This window comes from Blautia sp. HCP3S3_H10_2, assembly GCF_052122375.1.
Classification (GTDB): Bacteria; Bacillota; Clostridia; order Lachnospirales; family Lachnospiraceae; genus Blautia_A.
Window position 1 is genome coordinate 75,716 of sequence record NZ_JBQKCL010000014.1, and the last position, 23,899, is coordinate 99,614.

The 23,899-nt window shown below is 45.0% G+C and carries 20 protein-coding genes; 1 reads left to right on the forward strand and 19 read right to left on the reverse strand.

Going from position 1 to position 23,899, the window contains the following annotated elements; all coding sequences use genetic code 11:
* Window positions 1–39: 39 nt before the first annotated feature.
* From ACTQWB_RS14630 to ACTQWB_RS14710, 17 genes are all read right to left on the reverse strand, one after another.
* The gene (locus ACTQWB_RS14630; RefSeq protein ID WP_441502181.1) at window positions 40–1,701 is read right to left on the reverse strand and encodes a bifunctional diguanylate cyclase/phosphodiesterase; all 1,662 of its coding nucleotides are present in this window, start codon (window positions 1,699–1,701) and stop codon (window positions 40–42) included.
* 261 nt (window positions 1,702–1,962) lie between these two features.
* Window positions 1,963–3,267, reverse strand: a complete 1,305-nt coding sequence (locus ACTQWB_RS14635) for an O-acetylhomoserine aminocarboxypropyltransferase/cysteine synthase family protein (RefSeq protein ID WP_441502182.1) — start codon at window positions 3,265–3,267, stop codon at window positions 1,963–1,965.
* A gap of 854 nt (window positions 3,268–4,121) precedes the next feature.
* Window positions 4,122–4,700: a pyridoxal 5'-phosphate synthase glutaminase subunit PdxT gene (pdxT, locus tag ACTQWB_RS14640; protein ID WP_441502183.1), complete on the reverse strand. Its 579-nt coding sequence runs from the start codon at window positions 4,698–4,700 to the stop codon at window positions 4,122–4,124.
* 1 nt (window position 4,701) lies between these two features.
* On the reverse strand, window positions 4,702–5,577 hold the full coding sequence (gene pdxS, locus ACTQWB_RS14645; RefSeq protein ID WP_441502184.1) for a pyridoxal 5'-phosphate synthase lyase subunit PdxS: 876 nt from the start codon (window positions 5,575–5,577) through the stop codon (window positions 4,702–4,704).
* A gap of 167 nt (window positions 5,578–5,744) precedes the next feature.
* Window positions 5,745–7,031, reverse strand: a complete 1,287-nt coding sequence (locus tag ACTQWB_RS14650) for a sensor histidine kinase (RefSeq protein WP_441502185.1) — start codon at window positions 7,029–7,031, stop codon at window positions 5,745–5,747.
* Window positions 7,025–7,702 (reverse strand): response regulator transcription factor, encoded by a 678-nt coding sequence (locus tag ACTQWB_RS14655; RefSeq protein ID WP_441502186.1) that lies wholly within the window; start codon window positions 7,700–7,702, stop codon window positions 7,025–7,027. Before ACTQWB_RS14655 ends, ACTQWB_RS14650 begins: the two co-directional genes overlap by 7 nt.
* Before the next feature lie 167 nt (window positions 7,703–7,869).
* Window positions 7,870–8,067 (reverse strand): small, acid-soluble spore protein, alpha/beta type, encoded by a 198-nt coding sequence (locus ACTQWB_RS14660; RefSeq protein ID WP_441502187.1) that lies wholly within the window; start codon window positions 8,065–8,067, stop codon window positions 7,870–7,872.
* Window positions 8,068–8,281: 214 nt separating this feature from the next.
* A complete protein-coding gene (locus ACTQWB_RS14665) occupies window positions 8,282–8,467 on the reverse strand; it encodes a PspC domain-containing protein (protein ID WP_021924744.1) in 186 nt (61 codons plus the stop codon).
* Window positions 8,468–8,518: 51 nt separating this feature from the next.
* A complete protein-coding gene (locus ACTQWB_RS14670) occupies window positions 8,519–9,274 on the reverse strand; it encodes a DUF4097 family beta strand repeat-containing protein (protein WP_441502188.1) in 756 nt (251 codons plus the stop codon).
* On the reverse strand, window positions 9,271–10,032 hold the full coding sequence (locus ACTQWB_RS14675; protein ID WP_441502189.1) for a DUF1700 domain-containing protein: 762 nt from the start codon (window positions 10,030–10,032) through the stop codon (window positions 9,271–9,273). Before ACTQWB_RS14675 ends, ACTQWB_RS14670 begins: the two co-directional genes overlap by 4 nt.
* A 6-nt stretch (window positions 10,033–10,038) precedes the next feature.
* Window positions 10,039–10,392 (reverse strand): PadR family transcriptional regulator, encoded by a 354-nt coding sequence (locus ACTQWB_RS14680; RefSeq protein ID WP_441502190.1) that lies wholly within the window; start codon window positions 10,390–10,392, stop codon window positions 10,039–10,041.
* 313 nt (window positions 10,393–10,705) lie between these two features.
* Window positions 10,706–11,665, reverse strand: a complete 960-nt coding sequence (locus tag ACTQWB_RS14685) for a phosphoglycerate dehydrogenase (RefSeq protein ID WP_441502191.1) — start codon at window positions 11,663–11,665, stop codon at window positions 10,706–10,708.
* 58 nt (window positions 11,666–11,723) lie between these two features.
* The gene (locus tag ACTQWB_RS14690; RefSeq protein WP_441502214.1) at window positions 11,724–12,236 is read right to left on the reverse strand and encodes a methylated-DNA--[protein]-cysteine S-methyltransferase; all 513 of its coding nucleotides are present in this window, start codon (window positions 12,234–12,236) and stop codon (window positions 11,724–11,726) included.
* A gap of 76 nt (window positions 12,237–12,312) precedes the next feature.
* Complete coding sequence (locus ACTQWB_RS14695; protein ID WP_441502192.1) at window positions 12,313–12,810, reverse strand: HD domain-containing protein; 498 nt, start codon at window positions 12,808–12,810, stop codon at window positions 12,313–12,315.
* 66 nt (window positions 12,811–12,876) lie between these two features.
* The gene (locus ACTQWB_RS14700; protein WP_441502193.1) at window positions 12,877–13,941 is read right to left on the reverse strand and encodes an RluA family pseudouridine synthase; all 1,065 of its coding nucleotides are present in this window, start codon (window positions 13,939–13,941) and stop codon (window positions 12,877–12,879) included.
* Between the two features lie 13 nt (window positions 13,942–13,954).
* On the reverse strand, window positions 13,955–14,047 hold the full coding sequence (locus ACTQWB_RS14705) for a DUF6783 domain-containing protein (RefSeq protein WP_441502194.1): 93 nt from the start codon (window positions 14,045–14,047) through the stop codon (window positions 13,955–13,957).
* A gap of 18 nt (window positions 14,048–14,065) precedes the next feature.
* Window positions 14,066–14,533, reverse strand: coding sequence for a YbaK/EbsC family protein (locus ACTQWB_RS14710; protein WP_441502195.1), 468 nt, complete (start codon window positions 14,531–14,533; stop codon window positions 14,066–14,068).
* A 454-nt stretch (window positions 14,534–14,987) separates the two neighbouring features.
* Between ACTQWB_RS14710 and ACTQWB_RS14715 the strand changes: the two genes are divergently transcribed.
* Complete coding sequence (locus ACTQWB_RS14715; protein ID WP_441502196.1) at window positions 14,988–16,397, forward strand: RsmF rRNA methyltransferase first C-terminal domain-containing protein; 1,410 nt, start codon at window positions 14,988–14,990, stop codon at window positions 16,395–16,397.
* A 376-nt stretch (window positions 16,398–16,773) separates the two neighbouring features.
* Here ACTQWB_RS14715 and addA read toward each other — a convergent pair whose 3' ends face one another.
* Together addA and addB are read right to left on the reverse strand one after the other, a co-directional pair.
* Entirely contained in the window at window positions 16,774–20,523 is a 3,750-nt protein-coding gene (gene addA, locus ACTQWB_RS14720) for a helicase-exonuclease AddAB subunit AddA (protein ID WP_441502197.1), read from the reverse strand.
* A gap of 1 nt (window position 20,524) precedes the next feature.
* Complete coding sequence (gene addB / locus ACTQWB_RS14725; protein ID WP_441502198.1) at window positions 20,525–23,854, reverse strand: helicase-exonuclease AddAB subunit AddB; 3,330 nt, start codon at window positions 23,852–23,854, stop codon at window positions 20,525–20,527.
* Window positions 23,855–23,899 lie beyond the last annotated feature (45 nt).

The window sequence follows — 23,899 nt, forward strand, 5'->3', positions numbered from 1 at the left end:
TTCGTTCATGCAAACATGACTCAGACTTTTGCGCATAAATCATGCCTGACTCTGAACAGTTGCAAAATATTTTTCTGAAAACTCCTCTGCCGGACACGGTCTGGAATAATAATACCCCTGCAGCAGCTCTGGCTTGTAACTCTTTACCACGGATAAGATTTCTGTGGTCTCCACTCCTTCCACACAGACTTTGATCTTGATCTGTTGGCTCAGGTTCATAATGTATTCCAGAATAGCCTGATCCATCTCATCATCCTGAATAGAACGGACAAAAGTGTGATCGATCTTGATCCACTGAGGCTTCAGCTTACGAAGCAAAGCAATGGAAGAATACTCGGTTCCAAAATCATCCAGTGCCATATTGATTCCCAGCTCTTTAAAATACTCAAAATCATTCCGCAGCCCGTTTGGATCTGAAACTTTGCAGCTTTCTGTAAGCTCCAGGATCAGGGCATCCGGTGGTGTACAAGACCTTTCCAGAATCCTGGTTACCATTTCCCGGAAACCTGCCTGAAGCATCTGGATATACGAAACATTCACTGAAATAACAAAATCCGGATTACGCTGTCTCCAGACAGCTGCCTGTGCAAGCGCTTTCTTCAAAAGCCACTCTCCCACCTGCCGGATGGTTCCATCCTCTTCCAGAATAGGAATAAAATCCATCGGGGAAACCATCGTGCCGTCTGGCAGCTGAAAACGCATCAATGTCTCTGCACCGTATACTTCCTGTGTTTCTCCATTGATCAGTGGCTGATACACCAGGAAAAATCCCCTGCACTCATTGGCAACGGCTTCACGAAGTGCCTCCTGAAGGCGGAATCTCTCCACCGTCTGCCTGTGCATTTTTCCGGAAAAACGTGCAATACTTCCCCGTCCCACCTTCTTCGCCTGTTCCAGTGCATATTCCACATTTGCATGAAGAGACTCGAAATCCTCTGCATCCTGCGGAAAAAAGGATACACCACAGGAAACGGTCAATTGAATCTCCAGATTCATTTCCTTAGGAATTTCCACTGAAAACTTCTGCACCTGCTGATAGATCCAGTTCACCATATCCATGGTTTTCTCAGTGGTGATACAATAAAACTTGCCGCCCTGCCCACGGTAAAAAGTAACACCTACCAGACTCTGGCATTTTTTCCCAAGACGCTGCAGCACTTCATCTCCCACCATATATCCAAGGATATCATTGATTCGCTGAAGCCGGTCCACATCAAACAGGAGAATAGCGCCCTCCATTCCCTGATTGATAAAAACAGGAAGCTGTTTCTTCAGTTCATGGAAGGTATATAATCCTGTAGGCTGGTCAAACTTGGCATTTACCCCGAGGTTCATCATAGTACCGACGAAAAGTCCCAAGCTCCCGTCTTCACCCCGCTGCACAATTCCCTGACATTTCACCCACACATAATTGCCATATTTGTTCATGGCACGGTATTCACAATTGTGACGGTTACTTTTCCCCTCAAAGATCTGCCCCATATCCTCCAGGAAGATATGCTGATCCTGTGGATGGATATGCTTCACCCATTCCTGGGCTGTATTCTCTATAAATTCCCCAGGCATATTAAAATAATCCACGCTGGACTTGGACCACCTGGAAAAATCTCTCTCAAGATCTGCAATGTACAGATACATATTATCTGAAGTCTGTGACAAAGCCTCAAATATCTGGCTATCCAGATTCAATATATCGATCAAAAAATCACTGCCTTCCCTTTTCTCTTTCCCTTTGACTTTATATTTTACCATACTTTTGGGATTTTCGTCTATAGCTTTTGACAAAATTATGCAGAAAATGTTAAGAAGTTTTAAACAAAAAATAAAAAATGTAACGATTCAGAGCCAAATACATTTGGAAGGCTGGCTCTAAACAGTTACAAAAAATATAGAAAAACAGACACCATATTACCCGTTTCAATAATATGGTGTCTGCATATTTCTGGATCAATATATTCAGAATTATTTCACTGCTTCGAATGCTGCATCCAGAGCTGCGATCAGATCTTCCACTTTCTCAATACCAATGGAAAGACGGATTGTATTTGGTTTGATTCCCTGGTCAAGAAGCTCTTCCTCTGTGCACTGGCTGTGTGTAGTAGTTGCAGGATGGATAACAAGTGATTTTACATCTGCAACATTTGCAAGCAGAGAGAAGATTGCAAGGTTATCAATAAATTTCTGTGCTGTCTTGGCATCACCCTTAATCTCAAATGTAAAGATGGAACCGCCGCCATTTGGAAGATATTTCTTATACAGATAGTGGCTTGGCTCGCTTTCCAGTGATGGATGATGAACAGCCTCAACCTGTGGATGTTTGGACAGGTAATCAACGATTTTCAGCGCATTGCTTACGTGACGCTCAACTCTTAAGGACAGAGTCTCCAGTCCCTGTAAGAACATAAATGCATGGAACGGAGAAAGGGTAGCTCCTGTATCACGAAGGATAATCGCACGGATATAAGTTACAAATGCTGCCGGAGCAGTTGCCTCTGCAAAGGAAATTCCATGGTAGCTTGGGTTTGGCTCAGAAATCCACGGGAATTTGCCAGAAGCTTTCCAGTCAAAGTTACCGCTGTCTACGATCACACCACCGATTGCAGTACCATGGCCACCGATGAATTTCGTTGCAGAATGTACGACGATGTCTGCACCATATTCGATCGGACGAACCAGGTAAGGAGTTGCAAATGTAGAATCTACTACAAGAGGAATATTATGTTTGTGCGCAATTTTTGCAACTTCCTCAATATCAATCAGATTGGAATTCGGGTTACCAAGTGTCTCAATAAAGATTGCTTTTGTATTTTCCTGAATTGCAGCTTCGAAAGAACCTTCTACATCTGGATCTACAAATGTTGCGGTGATGCCGCTTGTCTGTGGAAGGGTATGTGCCAGAAGGTTGTAGGTTCCGCCGTAGATGGTCTTGGATGCTACAATGTGCTCACCTGTTTTTGCAAGTGCCTGGAATGTATAATCGATAGCTGCTGCACCAGAAGCAACTGCCAGGGCTGCAACTCCGCCTTCAAGAGCAGCGATTCTCTGCTCGAAAACGTCTTCTGTAGGATTGGTAAGTCTTCCATAAATATTACCTGCATCGCGAAGTCCGAAACGGTCTGCTGCATGCTGTGAATTATGGAATACGTAGGATGTGGAAGCATAGATCGGAACGGCTCTCGCATCTGTTACCGGATCTGCTTTCTCCTGTCCAATGTGTAACTGTTTTGTTTCAAATCCCCAGTTTTTGGAATCTCTAATATCTGCCATTTTATTTTCCCTCCGTATGTTTTACTTTTCATCACATTAAAAAATGTTATTTTTGTTATTATTTTTATTGAATTTCTTTGATGTTGCTTTGCTTTTGTTGATGAATGTATAGTAACATACTGGGGATTCTCTGTCCAATATGTAAAAATAATGCCTGGTTATAGGTTTGTCCTATAGCCAGGTAACTCTGATTTCTTGATTATTTGCTATTTAATGTGCTGATTCATGTTTCCCGTACGCGGTTTCGCAATGTATATTCACCGCCGTGTGGAGCAACGTTCCGGTGAGCTAAGACCTAACTGCGACTAAGCCGCTCGGGAAAGCCCTCTCGGCTAAGTCTCCGTAAGGCCTGGATCTCACCTTCACTAAACCCGCTCCTGAAATGCACGGCTACGTGAATATACATTGTGAAACCGCTGGTTATTGACAACTGCAACTGACCAGGCAAGAGTTTATTGGCAGAAATTGACTGCTCAATATAAAAATTATTGTTATTTTATATAGTAATCAATCGGCGAATAGTGGATATTCAGCTGTTTTTAGAAGTAGTAAAATAACCACTACGATGAACAACAGGAGCACAGTCCTCACACCCCATTAATCGTGGTGGGTGTGAGCTCTCTCGTTACCAATCACCAGCGGGTTCGCAGGGTATGTTCCTAAGCAAGTCATTTCAGGCGCGTTTTTAATGGAGGCGAGATCCAGGTCTTACGGAGACTTGACGCGAAGGCTCTCCTGAGCGTCTTAGTCGCAGTTAGACCTTAGCTCACCGGAATGTTGCGCCGACTTGCGTGGAACATACCCTGTGAACCCGCGTCCGGGAAACGACGCCCAGCACATTAAACAGCAATTTTTTATAACTTTGAATATCTCTCCACAGTCTCAAGAAACATCTCATGTACCTTATCGTCTTCATCAAGCTCCGGGTGAAAAGCCAGCCCATACTGATTCTTATATCTGACTGCCACGATGTTGCCATCCACCTTGGCCAGCACTTCTGCTCCAGCGCCACATTTTTCTATATAGGGGGCCCGGATGAACGTCATGGGAATTTCCCCGATTCCTTTCATCTCCTCAACCGTATGAAAACTGCCAAGCTGTCTGCCATAAGCATTTCTCTTCACAGTCACAGGCATGGTTCCAAAATATACATGCTCATCATTGGAAAGACGATCTGCCAGGAGGATCAGCCCTGCACAGGTAGCAAGAACTGGCATTCCTGCTTCTATTTTCTCTTTTAAAGGCTGAAACATATCCAGTTCTTTCAGAAGCTTTCCCTGGACTGTGCTCTCGCCGCCCGGCAGAACCAGACCATCGAAGTCACAAATAAGATCTTCCTTTTTCCGTAATTCCACACATTGTACGCCAAGCTTTTCCAGCTTAGCTTTATGTTCTGCAAAAGCCCCCTGTACAGCAAGGATACCGATTTTCATCTTATTTTCCCCTCTCTGCCATCAGAAGCTGGATTTCCTGCTCATTAATTCCAACCATAGCTTCGCCAAGATCTTCTGAAAGCTCTGCAAGCATTTTAGAATCCTGGTAATTGGTAACCGCTTTTACGATGGCAGCTGCACGTTTTTTCGGATCTCCTGATTTGAAAATTCCGGAACCTACAAATACACCTTCTGCGCCAAGCTGCATCATAAGGGCAGCATCTGCCGGAGTTGCCACACCGCCTGCTGCGAAGTTTACCACTGGAAGTCTGCCGTTTTTGTGAACGTATTCAACCAGCTCGTAAGGTACACGCAGATTCTTTGCCTCCTCGAAAAGCTCATCCTCACGCATGGAAACTACTTTAGCGATCTCACTGTTCATCATACGCATGTGGCGTACTGCCTGTACCACATCACCTGTTCCCGGCTCTCCTTTGGTACGGATCATGGAAGCGCCCTCTGCAATTCTTCTAAGTGCCTCCCCAAGGTCTTTTGCACCGCATACAAATGGTACTTTAAACTGGCGCTTGTCAATATGGTAAACATCATCTGCCGGGGAAAGTACCTCACTCTCATCAATGTAATCAATCTCGATGGCTTCCAGGATCTGTGCTTCCACGAAATGTCCGATCCTGCATTTTGCCATAACCGGAATGGAAACGGCTTCCTGAATCCCTTTGATCATTTTCGGATCGCTCATTCTGGAAACACCACCTGCTGCGCGGATATCTGCCGGGATTCTTTCCAGTGCCATAACGGCACAGGCGCCTGCTTCCTCTGCGATCTTGGCCTGCTCTGGTGTGGTAACGTCCATAATCACACCACCTTTTAACATCTGTGCAAGCTGTTTATTTAATGCGTATCTTTCCTGGTTCATTTAGATTTCCTCCTGTAATTTTCATTCTGCAAAGCTTTGTACACACCGGTGATTTTTCTTTGCTTGAAATCATACAGGATTACTGTACTGTAATAAATATCCAATTTTTATGTATTTTAAAAGGACAGTTTGTTTTTATATTCAAACTGTCCTTTCGCTTGCAATTTTCAGATTGTCACCTGAAACAAAATAGATTTGCCATCTTTACTGCTTGCCTTAATTTTCCCTCCATAAGCTTCGGCTACTGCCTGGGCAATGGAAAGCCCGATTCCGCTGCCTCCTGTTTTTCTGGAGCGGGAATCGTCCGGACGGTAGAAACGCTCAAACAATCTGGAAAGATTCTTTGTGTCCTCCAGAATACAGGTATTAAAAACTTCTATTTTTATTTTTCCATGTGTCTTATAAACATCCAGCCGTATCACGCCTCCTTCTTCTGAATATTTCATGGCATTATCCAGAAGAACTGATATCATCTGCCTTGCAGCATCTGGATTTCCACGTAAAATCAGATTTTCCTCGATCCGCTGAGAGTACTTTTTCTCCTGGGCTTTTGCAAGAGATGCGAAAGGTTCTGCCACTTCCCAGGCAGCATCACTTAAAGAGAACTCTGTTTTATCTGGAAAAGGATTTTCTTCGTCAAGGCGGGATAACGTAACAAGATCCGCTACCATCCTGGACATTTTGGAAGTCTGATTGTGAATGTTTCTGGTCCATTCATCTTCACCATGCTCCATTTCAATCACATCCACACTGGTTGCAATGGAAGTTAACGGGGTTTTGATCTCATGACTGGCATCTGTGATAAAACGCTTCTGTCGCTCCAGATTCTGTATATATGGCTTCATAGCACGCCTGGAAAGTAAAATTACAAGAAGCAATACGACCAGAAGACAAAGGATTCCAGTCAGACAGGAAATAACCAGTACGGTTTTTACCGAATGCAGTTCCAGTCCAGAGTTTAAAAATATAACAATACTCTCATTATCATCTCTTATAATCCGGTATCTGTAATCATCATAATAACCTTGTTGTCTTTTTCCAAGCATTACATTTTTGGCATATTCTTCTGCTTCTTCCTGTGTCACAGCTGCTATAAAGTCAGTAGAAACACTTGTTGTATTGCCTTCACCATCCAGCCTGACAATAAAAAAGCGAGTGGTATAAGGAGCTTCCGGGTCATTTCTTTCCGGTTGAAAAAATATACCGGATGGAGTGCCCTCTTTTGTTTCATTATAAGGTTCCTTGTTATCCCCCCTGATCTTGGCGGTATCAGCACTCCCCCAATCACTTTTCTTCCCGATCTCAAAGTCATAAATCTCCTGGATTCTTAGATCTGCTCTTTCGGCAGTAGTGTAATAATTCCAGACATTGATTCCTGCCAGTACCGTCGCCAACATGATAAATACTGCCAGCATAGCTGCCAGAATAAAGTGCCATCTCATTTTTTTCAGCATATGGTTTCCTCCAGGGAATAGCCAGCTCCACGGACTGTTTTAATCTCCACAGACGAGTCCAGCTGCTTCAGTTTTTTCCGTAAAAATCCGATATAAGTCCACACCACATCCATTCCCGCAGTACCATCCTGCTCCCATATCTTTTCCATAATATGTTCCGTGGAAAATACAAATTTGGGATGTTTCATAAACAACTCCATTAACTGGAATTCCTTATTGTTCAGGCGTATGTTCATACCCTTTGCTGACAGTTCAAAGCGGTTGCAATCCAGGGTAGTATTCCCCACACTCAAAAGAGTTTCTGTATAATTCATGCTTCGTCTTCCAAGTGCTTTCACCCGGGCAATGAACTCGCTTGCGGCAAAGGGCTTGGGCAGGTAATCGTCTGCACCGGCATTTAAACCTGCCACTCTGTCCTCGATTTCGGCTTTAGCTGTAAGGAGCATTACCGGAGTCGCAATATGGTTTTCTCTTGTCTTTTTGAGCACCTCTAACCCGTCCATTTCCGGCATCATAATGTCCAGAACGATCACATCATATTTTCCCTGGCAAATATAATCCCAGGCATCTTTTCCATTATGTACAATATCCACTGCACTCTTATTTTTCTCCAGCAGAATTTTCAGTGCGCGTGCAATTTCCACTTCATCTTCAGCGATAAGGATACGCATATATTCCTCCATGCAAGATTATAGTAACTGTTTCTGGTCAGTTTTCAAAATGCTTTCTACCATCATAGCAGAATCGAAAAAGAAATCAATTCTTTCCCGGCATGTTACACACAATTTTCACACGTACTGTATCACCGCGCAAAAAAGGAGACGTCTGACCGTCTCCTTTATCCTTTATTATTCTGACTTTTCTTCCTTGCCATTAATCCGCCGATTCTGCCAGTTTCCTTTGCAGAGAGGCTTTTCCATCCACCCTCCAGAACTTTATCCAGAACGCCAAGCTCCTGGGCAATTTCGTATTTCGTCTGCTCTTCAGAAGTGAGTTTTCCTGATTTATAGTCTTCTACTTCTTTGTCTCTATTCATATGTCTATGCTCCTTTTTGCAGTAATTGGATGTATATAGGGAGTATAGACAAAATATAGAATTTTATGCAATGCTGACACAATTTCAATTTTTACCATTTTACAGCCATACGAGAGCATATTCGAAAAAGGCTCTCTGCAAAATATGCCACGAAGAAAGTATTGCATAAGTCAGACGTTTTTGGCTATAAACCGTTACATTATTTTCATAAAAATCATGCTTTCGGAATAATGATCGCTGCGATAATGTAGGCCCAGATTCCGGCACCACCGAAGCAGGTGAGAATTACCCACGCAAGCCGCACCAGAGTGGGATCAATGTCAAAATACTCGGCGATTCCACCGCACACACCGCAAAGCATACAGTTTACTGTTGATTTGTATAAACGCTTGTTACTCATGATCTGATTCCTCCTATTTTTCATACAGATTACTGTTTTTCTCCAGTCCACTCATTCTCCTGTAAATTCCACATCAATCTCGCCCATTCCACAGGAAAGCTCATAATTGTAATCCTGTTCTTTTCCAGTAACACTCATATCGATCTCGCCAGTACCGCAGTCTGCATTCAGCTCTTTTGCATCAATATAATCCAGATCAATGGTTCCTGCACCAACCTGCAGATCACATTTCTGTGCTGTAATGCCCTCTCCGCTGAATTCGCCAGCTCCTACCTCCACGGTAAATTCATCCGCATTCATCGTTCCTGTCATTTCGATGGAACCGGCATCCACTCCAAGTGTCACGCTGTCAAATTTCTTTCCGGAAGGAACGCTGACCCTGACCTTCTTTCTTTTCTTCACAGTGCCACTTCGGGTATCCTGGATCACGATTTTTCCAGAACCTTCTTCTGTGCGGATGTCGTCCTTAGAGTCACCCCAGGTCTCCACTTTGATCGTATCTCCATCATACTCCTGCAGGATCAGTTCATCGTATTTCAAACTGATTTCCAGATTTCCTGCAAATGCCAGATCCTGGGATTTCGCATCTGTATCCTCCCAGTCCTCTTCCTCCCGGGAAGACCAGTACACTTTTCTTAGATGGAACCAGCCTGGATAAGACTCGTTGCGAAAAGCCTGATTCACCTGATCTATCACTTCTTTTCCCGTATTCGCAGCACCCATAGATACTCCTGCCACGCATAACCCAATTCCTGCTGCTGCAAAAACGCCAACTGCGATCAGTAGTCCTTTCGTTCCTTTTTTCATGCCCGGTCCTCCTTTTTATTACGGTAAAGAATCCTCTGGAAAAAGTCTGTAACCTTGCGGAGCACCCATGGAAAGATCTTTGATGCCATCCAGAATACAAACATCCAGCACAGGATTCCAGCTGCCAGTAAAAGGCACCCTATTCCAAGCACCAGAAGTGCTACCGCCCCACTGGTTGCAAATAATCCCACTCCAACTGCCAGGCAGGCGATTGCCCCTGCCACCAGGCCAAAAGCGATCGCTCCAACTGCAAAAATGCTCAGGAACGGAAGGAAAAGAAGGATCACCAGCACACCCAGCAGACCGCTTGATGCACCTACGATCAATGGGGAAAGAAATACCAGTGCGATAAGGATCAGGATAAAACGGCTGTTAGACCCCTTTTCCTTCGGATGATAGCCCTTTCTGGAAGAACCAGACTGCCCGTGATCACAGGTGTCCCGATTCGTCTGCTCTTCTGATTTCTCTCTGCCAGATTTCCCCCTTAGCTCTGGCATAAAGGCTTCCCGCTCCTCCCGCATATCTTCATATCCATGTTCTGTGTACCGGGCATATCCATCATCCTGCTCCTCCAGATCTGCCTTGATGATGGCAGCCACTTTACCAGGACTTCCAAGCTCTCTGATCACAGATGCTTCATTCTCAGGACCGGCTTCATCAAAATAGCTGTTGTAATAAGCCAGTGCCTCCTGTCTTTCCGCTTCCGAAATATCAGACAGCAGCCTCTCCAGCTGTTTCATAAACTGTGCTCTGTCCATACGCTGTCAACTCTCCTCCTTCATAGGGTTACTGTCCATGTTCCGTCCAGCAGCCTCGAACATACTGCTTATCTTTGTGGAATAATTTTTCCACTCAATCTTGTACAAATTCAGCTGCGCCTGCCCTTGCTCCGTCAGCTTATAATATCTGCGGTTCCGCCCTGCATACGCCTGATCATACACTTCCAGGCAGTCATCCTTCTGCAGGCGGCGCAAAACCGGGTAAAGGGTAGATTCTGAAATATCCAGAACTCCACGCACATCCTGGGTGATCTTATATCCATAAGTACCTTCCGGCTCCTTGGACACAACCGCCAGGACAATGGCGTCCAGAAGTGCAGCTCCTGTGTTAAATACCATCTGATCACTCCAATCATATTATATGATTCATCAATATTGTTTGGTTGATAATACTATACAGCGTATAATATAGTTTTGTCAATACTATTTTTTTAAGAAAGAATCCTGCTTTGCAGGATTCTCCGCCTGCGGCGGGTCGCTTCATGCGACATCTGCCTCTCCGCCGCAGTGCGATCCTGCCCGGCAGGGCTTTTTATGCTATAGGGAATTCCAATGGAATTTCCTATAGCATAAAAAATGGCGCAGCCATAAGCTACGCCTGTATTTTTGTAATCTATTTCTTACACATATCCTTTCCCCACTCACATTTTTCTCATACCAGAACATATCTGCGGTCAATCTCTCCTTTGAAAAAATCAACCACATTCTTCGCTGCCAAAAGATTCATCTCCGAAAAATTCTCGCTGGTAAAGGGAGCTGTATGAGGTGTCAGCACCGCATTTTCACAGGAAACAAGAGGTGAGTCTGTGCAGGGCTCAAATTCGAATACATCTACCCCCGCCCCACGGATCCATTTATTATCAAGAGCCTTTTTCAATGCATTTTCATTGACAATAGGGCCACGTGCTATATTGATAAATACAGATTCCGGCTTCATAAGCTGGAATTGTTCTTCCTGGAACATGCCCCTGGTTTCCTCTGTCAGCGGTACATTTACCGATATGTAATCACTTTCTTTCAGAAGCTGTTCCAATGTGCGGTAACTGGTATGAAATTCCTGTTCCCATTCTTCTTTTGGATGTCTGCAGGTATAAATTACTTTCATGCCAAAAGCATTGGCTCTTTTTGCAATCTCTTTTCCGATTCCACCAAAGCCAACCAGGCCCATAGTCCGGTTCTTTGCACCATAAGTCATGGTGCGCACCCATTTTCCCTCATGCATAAAAGCACTCTGTTCATGCAGCTTCCTTGCAAAATAAAGAACATATGCCATTACATGTTCGGAAACCGCTGCCTCTACCGCACCAGCAGTTCTTACAACATGGATTCCATGCTTCCTGGCTGCCTTTATATCCACGGAGTCATACCCGATTCCCCTTCTGGAAATCAACTTCAAGCCCGGACAAGCAGCAAAAACCTTTTCTCCTATTGGTTCTAACCCGGTAATCACCGCATCAGCCCCTTTTATGTACTCTGCCACTTTCTCTTCTGGAGTTGCAGTTCCGCAGTTTTTATCTATATGGTCAATGATCTCAAATCCATTTTCCAGAAGAAGCTCCAGGGCACGATTGTCCGGGGTGGTAAAATTTCTGGCTGTGATCGCAATTTTCATGATCTTTCCGCTCCTGTTTGTGTATAAATTCTATATCGTTCTTTTTGCATCTGTAGCCTTATTCCTTAAATTTTTTTCTGTCATTGCCTTCCAGTTCCAGCAATTTTATCTTTTTATCAATACCACCTGCATATCCCGTCAGACTGCCATTTGCACCAATCACTCTGTGACAAGGCACAATAATTGAAATCGGGTTATGTCCCACAGCACCGCCTACTGCCTGGGAAGACATTGTTTTTACACCTCGTTGCACCGCGATCTGCCTGGCAATCTCTCCATAGGTTGTGGTGCTTCCATATGGGATCTGCAGCATGATTTTCCCCACTGCCTGTCGGAACGCTGTGCCTGTCAGCTTTATGTCTGGTGTAAAATCCGGACATTTTCCACTAAAGTATATATCCAGCCAACGATCCGTCATTTCAAAAACAGGAAGGTCTTTTTCCTCTTTTTCTCCCCTGACATCTGCCATAAAATACTTTTGTTCCTCGAACCATAATCCAGTTAGGGCACTGCCATCACTTGACATGGTAATTTCTCCAAGTAGGGAATTATAATGATGCAGGTATGTAATTTCACTCATTTTTTCACCAGTTTCTACTAGAGCCTGTTTAAAAATAACTTTTTTAAAGACATTGTATAAATACAAATCACATATTCTCCAATTTGTAAATACCAGTTAAAAGCCTCCTGCCAGTTTCTGTCTCAAAGACCTTCTCTCTTGCTGTCTCAATTGCGTTCTGGGACATCTGGCTTTCATCTGTATTTACCAGAAAATCTGCCTCCAGAAGAATCCGGTAATCCATTCCATCTACATTCGTATATGTGTGATGATGACTGACCAGATAATTGATTCTCTCTTTCATCTGCTCATCCAGATCTGTATCTTTCAGAAAATCCTCCACAAGCCTGGGGCTTTCTTTCTCCTGATTCGATCCATTTGTATTTCCATATTTTATACGGCATACCGGGCAGGCAATGTCGTGGATCACCGCAGCGACCTCCAATGTTTTCTGCTCATTCTCAGGCAGATTTTCCATCTCCCCAATCATTCTGGCATAAGTATATACCTTTAGAAAATGGGCAATATCATGCTTGTTTCCGTCAGAATATACGATCATTTTTTCAATTATTTCATTGACTGTCATGTTTTCTTTTCCTCCGAATATGATGTTAGGGGCAAATGTCTTTTAACCTTACCCCGATGTCACGGATTATTCCGCGGCTGTGCTGTTGTAGATGGCGCCTTGAATAAAATCAACAAAGTCAGCTGGAAATGGGGCTTCCAGTTCTATTTTTTCACCTGTAAAAGGATGGAAAAATGCAAGCTTCCAGGCGTGAAGCGCCGCCCTGGTAAAATATTGTTCCCTGTCTTTCTTTCCAGAAATATGGTCTGCATGATACAGTGTATCTCCAAGCAGGGGGTGCCCTATCCCAGCCATATGAACCCGTATCTGATGCGTACGGCCTGTTTCAAGCTGCAGCTTTACCAGAGCCGTATCCTCCAGATTCTCCAATACATGAAAATAAGTTATTGCATTTTTACTTCCTGGCAATTTTCCCTCTGGAGAGATTACCATTTTCATCCGGTTATCCGGATCCGGAGCAAGAGGCATTTCAAGTCTCTCCATCACCTTATTTTCCATTATCGGCAGATTTCCCTGTACAACTGCCACATAAGTTTTCTGCAATTTCCCTTCTTCCCGCTGTTTTTGCAATCTCGACGCCCCGATCTGGTTTCTTGCAAAAAGAAGGATTCCAGATGTCTCCTTATCCAGCCTTCCTATGGAACGGATACGGGTATCTTCTCCTTTCCTTTTGAAATATTCTGCCACCTGATTGGAAAGACTATCCGCATAATGTCTGCCTGAGGGATGGGTTACCACCCCGGCTGGTTTACTTACCGCAAGGAGATCCTGGTCTTCATACAGAATTAAGAGCTGTGATCCCATGTCATTTGCAGAAATCATTCCGCTATGGTTATGATTTCCAGAGTCGTTTTCGTTATCGCTTACGCTAAAGTTTTCGCCATGGATTTCGCTGCAATTTCCACTATAATTTTCAAGACCAGCTTTTATTTCCTTTGTTTCCACACAAACCCGGAGCACATCCCCACAGACGACATTTTCCGTCACCCTGCACTGTTTTCCGTTTTTACAGATGCCATCTGGCCGGAACTTGGCCTGGCTGATCTGTCTTTTGGTAAGCCCTGCCTGTGCGCGGAGAACATCCCCGACTTTCCCAGATTCTGTCACTTTCATCTCCAGGTAACGTTCCATATCCTTCTACACCTCATGATTTTTCGCCCACGCCAGAACCTGTAAAAAATATTCCTGCAATCTGCACGCCCCACTTTGCGGAAAATTTTGCAAAAGCCTTTTTCAAACATACTCTAGGATATTATCAATAAGCTTTACAAACATCCACCCACTCTTTATATCCGGAATACTGCTCCATTTCCGGGATTGTAAGCTCTATGGCACTGTTGCTGCTTCCACAGGCAGGAAATACAGTTTCATACTTTTTCAGGGATTCATCCAGATACACGGTTACACCGTCTTTTACTGCAAAGGGGCAGACTCCACCCACTGCATGTCCGATTAAGTCTGTCACCTGCTCCTTCGTGAGCATCTTCGCCTTTTTCCCGAAGGTTGCTTTATATTTTGCATTATCAATCTTCACATCTCCGGCTGATACGATCAGGATCGGCTGCTCTCCTACCAGAAAAGAAAGGGTCTTCGCAATACGCCCCGGCTCACAGTTTAGTGCTGCAGCTGCCAGCTCCACAGTCGCACTGGATACGTCAAACTCCAGAATCCGTGATTCCATTCCATATTTTCCAAAATACTGTCTTACTTTATCTACTGACATTTCTTTATGCCTCCGTAAACTGTCATTATTAAAATCTTATAACTGTTCAAAGCCAAGCGGATACGCGAATTGTCGAAACACGAAGCATTTTGGCGATTCGCTCTGAACAGCCTCTTAAATGCCTTCTAAAGTTTAGCACAAAATGACAGATTTAGGAATAAAAACCTTCATTTCCTGCCTGTACAATCCTACGCATATGTTGCCTACACAACCATCTGCATATGTTTGACTTTCCAACCCGCATCCGCTATACTGGTTTTCACATGATTCATGTGTTACTGCTTTCTTCACATAAGGTAACATTTGCATGTTTTTTTATATTTTGATGTCAGAGGCAAAAGATCAGAAATCTGTCCGTACTTACACGATAACATTTTGGTCTCTAACCTCATACTTTTCATGTACTTACAAATACCAGCTTTAACAATCTTACAACCAACAAGGAGATTTCCCTATGGATTCAGATAAATTATCCATTCTGCCCCAGGCTTTCCTGGACAGGATGCAAGAAATGCTTGGAAAGGATTATGAGCCTTTTCTTGCTGCTTACGACCAGCCGCGTACCTACGGTCTTCGAGTAAACACAGCCAAAATTTCCTGTGAAGAATTCGAGAAAATCGTTCCCTTTGAAGTAAAAAAAATCCCCTGGATTTCCAATGGGTATTTTTACAGGGAAGAGGTTCGTCCTTCACGCTGTCCCCTTTATCAGGCAGGACTTTATTATCTTCAGGAGCCAAGTGCCATGACTCCTGCTTCCCGTATTCCGGTAGAACCTGGCGAATATGTGCTGGACATGTGTGCTGCCCCTGGCGGGAAAGCAACTGCTGTGGGCTCCGCCCTGAAAGGTGAAGGCCTCCTGGTAGCCAATGACATCAGCACCACCAGAGCCCGTGCCCTTCTCCGCAACCTGGAGCTTTTCGGCATTCCCAACCTTTTTGTTGCAAATGAAAAGCCTGAGAAAATGGTAAAGAATTTCCCGGAATTTTTCCATAAGATCATTCTGGACGCCCCCTGCTCCGGTGAAGGAATGTTCCGCAAAGAAGAAGCCCTGGCAAAAGACTGGACTCCTGAGAAGTCTGCTGAGCTTTCCCAGATTCAGAAACAATTATGCCTAAATGCCGCTGATATGCTCCAGCCAGGAGGACAGATGCTCTACTCCACCTGTACCTTTGCCCCAGCGGAAGATGAGCAGGTAATCTCCTGGCTTCTTACCAAGCGCCCTGAGCTTTCCCTTGTTTCCATGGAAAACTACGAAGGCTTTTCCACCGGAAACCCAGCCTGGGGAGATGGAAATCCACAGCTTGAAAAATGTATCCGCATCTTTCCACACAAAATGCAGGGAGAAGGACACTTTCTCGCACTTCTGCAAAAAGAGGGACAGGCCGGACCATCTGCAGGTACTACCAAACCGGGCCGCCTGGCCGCAGATGTCCGCAAATATATAGAAGCCTTTTTCCAGGAAATCGGTCTGAAATCCCTTGGCGGCCAGCCTATAGACTATAACCGTATGGAAGTCCGTGCAGACAAGGTCTATTATCTCCCCTCGGTCTCCTGCAACTTCCGTGGTCTTACCTTCATCCGGAACGGACTCTACCTTGGCGACCTGAAGAAAAACCGTTTTGAACCCTCCCAGCCCCTTGCCCTCGCCCTTCGCAAAGGGGAAGCCGACGCCATTATCTCTCTTTCTGTAGATGATTCCCGTCTGGAACGCTACCTGAAAGGGGAAACCCTTACAATCGCCCCCGAAGAGGCTGCACATACCAAAGGTTGGCATTTACTGTGCGTAGAAGGCTATCCCCTTGGTTTTGGAAAACTTGTAAATGGAACCCTAAAGAACAAATATCCAGCTGGCTGGCGAGTATAAATTGTATTCCGGAAGACCATAAGTGGACTGGGGGGACTTCTCACTCCCTTAATCCATAATTTTCCAAAATATGCATTCAAATTTATTTACAAAATATTCCTTAAAGTAGATTCATTTACCCTGTTTTTTTTCGGGGATGCGACGTGAGAGCAGCGTTGTGCAGGAGCTGTGTGCATTGCACAGGTTCCGAGAAAATCTTAAGCAGCAGGTTTTGGCGTTGAAGAAAGGAGAGGACACTGTCTGAGCTCCACCGGAGCGAGTTTGTCCTCTCCTTTCTTCGCTTTTAGCCGAAATCTGCTGCTTTAGATTTTCCGGGTTCTGTGCACCGCACACTGCTTCTACACAACGCTGCTCTCACCCCCCCCCGCATAGCCAATTATAGTAAAATTGCTTTTCTCAATGCAAAAGAATAAATAAATTTCTCCTTCACCCTTCTCCCCGTCATCCGCTCCAGTGCCTGCGCATAATCCTCCAGCTGTGTATGATAAAGCTGAACCAGCTTCTTCTCTTCCCCTTTTCGCACCCGGTCCGTCTTATAATCTACCAGGACAATATCCTCCCCCTCCAGGAAATAAGCATCAATGATTCCCTGAACCAGCACACTCTCCTTCGGATCCCAGTTTTCATCAATATCTGCTGCACTTCTGGAAATCACAAACGGCTGCTCCCGGAAAAGTCTGCCAGACAGTGCTGCCGTCTTCATCCTCTGTCCCAGTTCACACTCCACAAAAGCATGGATGTCCGAAATCCTTACACATCCACCCTCTGCTTCAGACATTTTTTTACTCTCCACAAGACCTGCAATCTGCTCTTTTAGCTGCATTTCATTGTCCGTTTTATCGTACTCTATACATTCCATAACACGGTGATAAGCAGTACCTCTGGCAGAACCAGTAAATATCTCCGGCTCTTCCTCCTGCTTCTTTTCTTCCATAAATCTTGGAATCAACGGAACAATATCCGGCTCAAAATAAACCGCCTCTTCAATATCCGTATCTTCATGGTAACTTTTCTTTTTCAGATCCGACACACTGACCTTAACCGGAATGTCCCTGCGGTATTCATACGGATACACAAACCCAAAACGTTTCTCAAGCTCCGCCCGGATCTCACTATCCACAGTTTTTTCGCAATCCCAGTTGTCCAGAATATCATCCTCCATCTGACCGGCTGCCTGCTCCACCACTTCTGCGTCAGTCAGCATTCTGGCTGTAATTCTCTTTACCCGGAATTCTGACACATCACCATAAAGAGGATTTCCACAGGAAGGCAACAGCCCAAATTCCTGGTAAAGCGCGTCCATACAACGGTGTCTGGCAAGAGCCGGCAAAACATAATCCCAGTAAGTTTTTCCCTTTAACCTGGTTTCTGCCGGAAGAAGCTCCTGCTGATTTTCTCGGAATCTTGACAGTTCTATCAGTTTCTTTTCCAGATTTGCAATGGTTCCCGTCAGGATCAGCTTTTCTTTCGCACGGGTCAGAGCAACATAGAGCACACGGATTTCCTCCCCCAAGCTTTCCTCCAGAAGTGCCCTGCGGATCACCTGTTTGTTCAGGGTGGAAACGATCATACGCCGGTCTGGCAGAATCGCATCTGCGCCAAGTCCATACTCCGGATGAATAAGAAGTCTTGCATTTAAATCCTGGAAATTAAACTGCTTTCCCATTCCGGCAAGGATCACAACCGGAAATTCAAGTCCCTTGCTTTTATGAATGGTCATGATCTCCACAGCACCTTCTCCTGCGCCGGACAGATTGACCTCTCCATAATCCACCTCATACTTCTGTAAGTGTTCAATATACCGTACGAAGTTAAACAATCCACGATAGCTGGTCTTCTCATAATCCATAGCCTTTTCCACCAGCATGGCAAGATTCGCACTCCGCTGTGCACCATTTGGCAAAGCTTTTGCATAATTTCCATAGCCAGTTCTTCTAAGAATTTCAAGAATCAGCTCATGTACCGGCGTATAAACTGCAAGATCGCGCATTTCCTCCAGCTGGTTGATAAAGGTATGCAATTTCACATAAAGCCCTTTTCTCTCTTCCTTGGAAATCAGATTGCTGCGCTCTTTCTCGTATTCCCGGACAAATGCCTCTACACTCTCATATATCATTCCATCAGGAAATTCTTCCCGCAGTACCGCCAGCTCCTGGGTGCTGCAGCCTACCATGGGGGATCTGAGCACACCAGCCAGCGGAATATCCTGCAAAGGGTTGTCACATACCTGCAGATAATTCAGGACTGTGACCACCTCCAGAGCCGAAAAGTATCCCGTCTTAGAAGCTGCATATACTGGAATGCCATGTGCCCCCAGTACATCTGTAAAGGTTTCTGCCCATCCAGATGCGCTGCGGAGCAAAATCACGATATCCCCGTAACGGACCGGCCGGTATTCCTTCGTCTCTTTATCCAGAATCTGCTCTTTTCCCACAATTTCCTTTATCCTGTGAGAAATGGCAAGTGCCTCCAGTTCCCTGGCATCCTTTCCATCCATCAGCTCTTCCAGTTCTTCAGAATCCTTTTCCACCAGAAGGACCTCTGTGGGCAGGAATCCTTCCTCATTTCCATCCGGGAACTGGGCTCCCGGATAAAGAGCCGCCGCTTCATCATAAGCGATTCCTCCCAGGTCTTCCCCCATAATCTGCCGGAAAATAAAATTGGCTGCATCCAGCACCTGTGATCTGCTGCGGAAATTTTTGTGAAGGTCAATCCTCTGTTCTTCACTGTCCGTTAAACTGTACTTTTTATATTTTTCCATAAAAAGCTCCGGTCTTGCAAGGCGGAAACGATAAATGCTCTGTTTCACATCTCCCACCATGAAGATATTTTTCTGCCCCCTTGCCCAGCCGGATACACAGTTTGTGATCATTTCCTGCACCAGATTGCTGTCCTGGTACTCATCTACCATAACCTCATCATATTTTAGGGAAAGCTCCCTGGCGGCAGGACTCATATGATAAACATACTCCCCGGAATCATCCTTCTTACGCTCCATCAGAATTTCCAGGGCAAAATGCTCCATATCTGTAAAATCCAGAATGTTCTTCTCCCGCTTTTTTTCCCCGTACAGGCGGATAAATTCCCGTGTAAGCTCCACCAGCATTTCTACAGGCTCCCTGCAGGATGCCAGAAGTACCGGAAGCTCCTCTTCCTTCACTGTAAAATACCGGCTTCCTGTGTCTTTCAGGATTCCCTTTGCATTCTCCCGCAGCGCCTTCACCTGTTCCTTCATGGTGTCATCCACAGGCTCCTTCGGCTTTTTCGTGGAAAGCCTTGCAAAGGAAGGACTTCCAAGAAGTGCCCTGACACCGTCAAAATCTCCTGCTTCTGCCTTTTCCTGCGCTTCCCGGATAAGAAGCAGATCACTTCCAAGAGCATCATCGTAAAGATACGGTCCACATGGGCTGGCACAGATCTGTCTGGCTTCCTGGATCAGCGCCTGTGCCTGACGGATATCTTCCAGGACATTTTTCCATAACAGATTCATCCATTCTGATGCTTTTATCTCATTTATATCCGTCATTTTATAACTATCTGTACATTCTGCCAGCCATTGATCCGGATATGGGTTACTCATTGCTGCATTGTACAGGGAATAGATCAGTTCTTTGATTCCATCGTCTGTTTTCCCTGATGCATAGCATTCAATGAAATATTGGAATTTATCATTGCCAGATGCATAATAGGATTCCAGAAGATCTTTCATCACATCTTCTTTGAGAAGCTTTAATTCCCCTTCTTCCCCGGTACGGTACCCAGGATCAAGACCAATCAGATGAAAATAATTGCGGATCACATAAGCACAAAATCCATCAATGGTGGTGATCTGTGCAGTATGGATCAAAGTAGTCTGGCGCTGAAGATGTTCATTATCCGGATTCTGATAAAGCGCGTCTTCAAGTGCATTTGCGATTCTCTCCCGCATTTCCCCTGCTGCTGCCCTGGTAAAGGTCATGATCAGAAGGCGATCAATGTCCACAGGATTGGAAGGATCCAGCACCTTCTCCAGGATTCTCTGGACAAGCACTGCAGTCTTGCCTGAACCGGCAGCTGCACTGACCAGAATGTTCCGGTTTCTTAGCCAGATAACCTGTTCCTGTTCTTTCGTCCAGTTTACTGCCATCTCATTTCGCCTCCTTTGCAAACGCATTCCACAGCTCTTCATCTGCAAAATTTTTCAGTCTCCGGAACTCATAACCGGGGATTTCCATATCAAAGCCACACACACCACTATAAGGACAGTAAGTGCAGGCATTTTTCTTCCCAAGCAGATACGGGGAAACCTGGGCGTCTCCTGCCAGGATTGCCTGTCTGATATGGGAAATCTTTGTTTTCACATATCGGTTCAGAAGGTCAAACTGCTCTCTTGTAGCCACAGAAGAATTCCTGCGGAAGCTTCCGTCCTTGTTAAAGGACACTGGAAGAGATACCAGAGAGCTGTCCATTTTTTCTACCAATTCCCTGTCAGCCTGTACCAGACCATTCATTTTCAGTTCTTTCAGTACCTTTTGACGGACAGAATCTACATCTGCATCAATTTTTTCCTGGATCATAGGGTCTTTGATGTTATAATAAAACACACCGGCCGGAATCACTTCTTTATCCTGGTGCTTGTTTCTTTCCACAGTAAGGGCTCCATCCATGTAGATCATCAGCTGCAGCTGCAGACCATGATACAAAGATACCAGATCAAAGGAAGTGTTTCCAGTTTTATAATCAATAACCCTCACATACAACTTGCCATCCTCTGTTTCCATGGTATCCACACGATCGATTCTTCCTCCCTGGAACACCACTTCCACGCCCTCCGGCTCGAATTCACCTAAGCGTAGCTGCTCAGAGATTGCCCAGACCGTTCTTCGCACCATCCGTTTTGTGCGTTCGATCATGTACTCGTTACGGGCACTGCTTTTCAGAATGGTGTTGCCATAGTCTGCGCTTACCTCATCCACCAGTCTGTCGGCCATATCATCTCTTTGTTCATCCGAAAGCCCTGTCAGGGAAAGCTTCTCTTTATGCACTTCCCTTATCAGCTTCTCCAAAACCTTATGCATGATGTTTCCCATATCCATGGCTCGAAACTCATATTCTGCACGCTCCGTAAGCTTCAGCCCGTACTGAAGGAAATGGGCAAAAGCGCAGGCAGAATAACGCTCCAGTCTGGTGGCACTGTACGGAGATACTTCTCCATACAGAACCTTTGCCACACTTTCGCTGATCACATCTGACGGCTTTCTGGTCCTGGAAGCCTCCACCAGCATTTTTGCGGTTTTCCCATACTTTGAGCTTCTAAGATACCAGCTGTAAAGCTCACTGTACAAAGGATCTCCCTTTCCTAAGGCACCTTCTGAAAGCCCTTTCAGGAAGCATTCCAGGCTGGTGCCCGGAAGCTCCATACTGCTCAGGTTAAATTCCTCATCCCCTGCATTTTGCACTTCCAGTCCAGGATACATTGCCAGAATGCTGTGGATCAGATATGCAGGACTTAAAGGCTCGCCTTTTCCATTGGAAAAACAATAGGACAAACACAGATAAACACTTGGCTTGGTAAGGTTCAGATACAGATAAAAACGCTGGGTATTCATCAGTTCCTTAGGACCTGGTGCCAACTCCATCCCTTCTGCCGCAAAAAACTCCCTGTCCATCTGGGTAAGCATTCCACCGGAATCTGTGTTTTTCGGAATATTTCCTTCATTTACGCCCACAAAAAACAATACCTTGATTTCTTTCAGACGAGTTCTCTCCATATCCCCGATGAGAACCTGGTCCATACTTGGCGGGATCAACGCCACCTTGGATTTGGCAAAGCCGGTTTCCAGAAGCTGGATAAATTCCATTCTGGTAAGCTCTTCTTCTCCCAGGATCTCTACCATCCGGTCCAGAAGCTCCATAACAATTCCATATATTTGCGCATATTCCTTTTCCAGTGCTTTTTCCCCTCTTTCCTGGAAAGAAAGCTCCTGTTCTTTTAACTTTTTCTGTATTTCGCAGCCTGTGATAAACTGATATAAACTATAACAATATTCACTTACTTTCTTTTTTCCACTGGAAAAGCCCTGATAAAGAGGTTCTGCTTCTCTTACAAATTTCTCACGGTATTCATTCAAAACCTGAATGTCTTCTGCTTTCATAGTCCGGTAGGTCCGGATCCACTTCTGGGACCATTTTTTGTATCCGTTAATACCAAGTGCCAGCACATAATTTTCCAGCATGTCCGTCTCTTTCCTGGTAAGTCCTGACATACCGCAGCGCAGATACCGGAAAACACTTTCGTACGAAAATCCTTTGGCTGCCATATCAAGGGCTGCCCGGATATATTCCACAAAAGGATTCATCAGGATAGAATGCTTCTCATCCAGAAAATAAGGGATCTGAGCCTCTTCAAAAACCTGGGCGGCCACACTTTTATATGCTTCCAGATTTCCTGTGATCACTGCGATCTCGCCATATTTCAGGTTCTTCTCACGTACCATACGGCGGATTCTTCTCGCTGTTTCTTCCAGCTCCTTTATGGGAGATTCTGCCGCAAATATCCGGATCTCGTCCTGTTTCTTTCCATAAGAGGACCTTTGATACCGGAAGAGATGCTGCTCCAGAAATCCAAGGGCAGGAGCATTCTGGAAACGTCCCTTTCCCTCATCCAAAAGAAGAACAGGTGTATCCACATCCTTTGTAAGTCCGGATAAGGTGTGGATCATCTTCCTGCTCATATAAAAAAGCTGATGTGGTTTTCCCATCTGGAAAGGATCCTTTCTGGCGTCCATGGTAACCGTTACAAGTACCTTATCACAAACCGCCAGCAATTCCTGTATCACATTCATCTGAACAGGCGTAAAGCCGGTAAACCCATCCAGAAGGAGCACTGAATTTCTCAGCTTACCAGAAAAAGGAATGGCTTTTTTCAACCCATCCATCACGCCTTCACCAGTCATGTAATGCCCTTCCAGATACTGGCAGAAGGCCTGGTATAAAATGCCCACATCCTGCATTTTCATATGAAGCAGGGATTCCTCACCTGTTTTTTCCAGCATATCCTCCAGATCCTCTTCGTGGATATCGTACTGCATAAACTCTGAGATCAGAGATTTCACTTCATCCAGATAGCCCGGTTTGTTCATCTGGCTGCCGAGGTAGGGCAGATTTTTTTTATGCTGCTGCACTAATTTCTGGATCACCATGCTTTTCCCGGTATCATCAAGAAGCACCTCCTGTGCCCCTCCCACTTCCTCAAATATACGGTAAGCAAGACGGTCAAAGCTGAGCACGTCTATATTCAGAATGCCTTTTCCAGGATGCATTTCTACCACATCTTTCTGTGTCTGCATGGTAAACTGCTCTGGAACCACGATGTAATAAAGGCGATCCGGATTTTCCAGGGACTCCTGGATGATCCTGCTGCAGGCATAATGAGTTTTGCCTATGCCGGAGCTGCCGATAATAAACTGTAAGGACACGTTATTCTCCTCCAAATAATTTCCGAAATTGTTTCTTTTTATATT